The sequence below is a fragment of the Mesorhizobium sp. M1A.F.Ca.IN.020.06.1.1 genome (genome assembly GCF_004023265.1).
Classification (GTDB): domain Bacteria; phylum Pseudomonadota; class Alphaproteobacteria; order Rhizobiales; family Rhizobiaceae; genus Mesorhizobium.
Window position 1 is genome coordinate 1 of the sequence record NZ_RZSR01001531.1, and the last position, 814, is coordinate 814.

Below are 814 nucleotides of genomic sequence, written 5' to 3' on the forward strand. Positions count from 1 at the left end.
CGTCTGCTCGGCGCCCGGTCTTGGCGGCAGCCTGCCCGCCCGCGTCATTGCGCCCGACGATCTCGGTCAGGAAGTGCGCGGCAAGGGCACCAACACCCGCTACGTCACCAACATCCTGCCCGAGGGCAAGCCGGCCGACTCGCTGCTGGTGGTCGAGGTCATCACGCCCGGCGGCCATACCTCCAGCTATCCGCCGCACAAACACGACCAGGACAATCTGCCGGCCGAGTCCTATCTCGAGGAGACCTATTATCACCGCCTCAACCCGCCGCAGGGTTTCGCCTTCCAGCGCGTCTACACCGACGCCGACAGAAATGGCGTGCGCGATCTGGACGAGGCGATGGCGATCGAGGACGGCGATGTCGTGCTGGTGCCGAAGGGCTACCACCCGTGTGCGGCCTGCCACGGCTATGATCTCTACTATCTCAATGTCATGGCCGGCCCGAAGCGGACATGGAAATTCCACAACGCCGCCGAGCATGAGTGGCTGATGAAGGCGTGAGATTTTTCATAGCCCTCAACCTGTTGGTCCAGTTCGGGAAAATCGTCGGCTAAGGACCGCCGGAGCCTGGGTTGCCTTCGAAAACCCATGAAAGCTTCGTCAATCCGTCATGGAAATCACCTATGGCAGCGGTCTGACGAGGATTTTCGATGCGCTATGCCATTTACTTTACCCCGCGGCAGGATGAGCCGTTGGCGCGGATCGCCGCCAACTGGCTGGGGCGCGACCCGTTCGGCGCGCCGACGCGGCCGGTCGAGGGTGTGGGTGCCCTGTCGGCGGCGGAAGTTGCCTTCCACACCGCCTCGGCTCGGC

General features: G+C 63.8%; 1 protein-coding gene. It reads left to right on the plus strand.

Features of this window, described 5'->3' with window-relative positions:
- Nucleotides 1-502: 5-deoxy-glucuronate isomerase (gene iolB, locus EOA60_RS35350; protein ID WP_128312750.1), on the plus strand; the 502-nt coding region annotated here is incomplete at its 5' end.
- Between the last annotated feature and the right edge of the window lie 312 nt (nucleotides 503-814).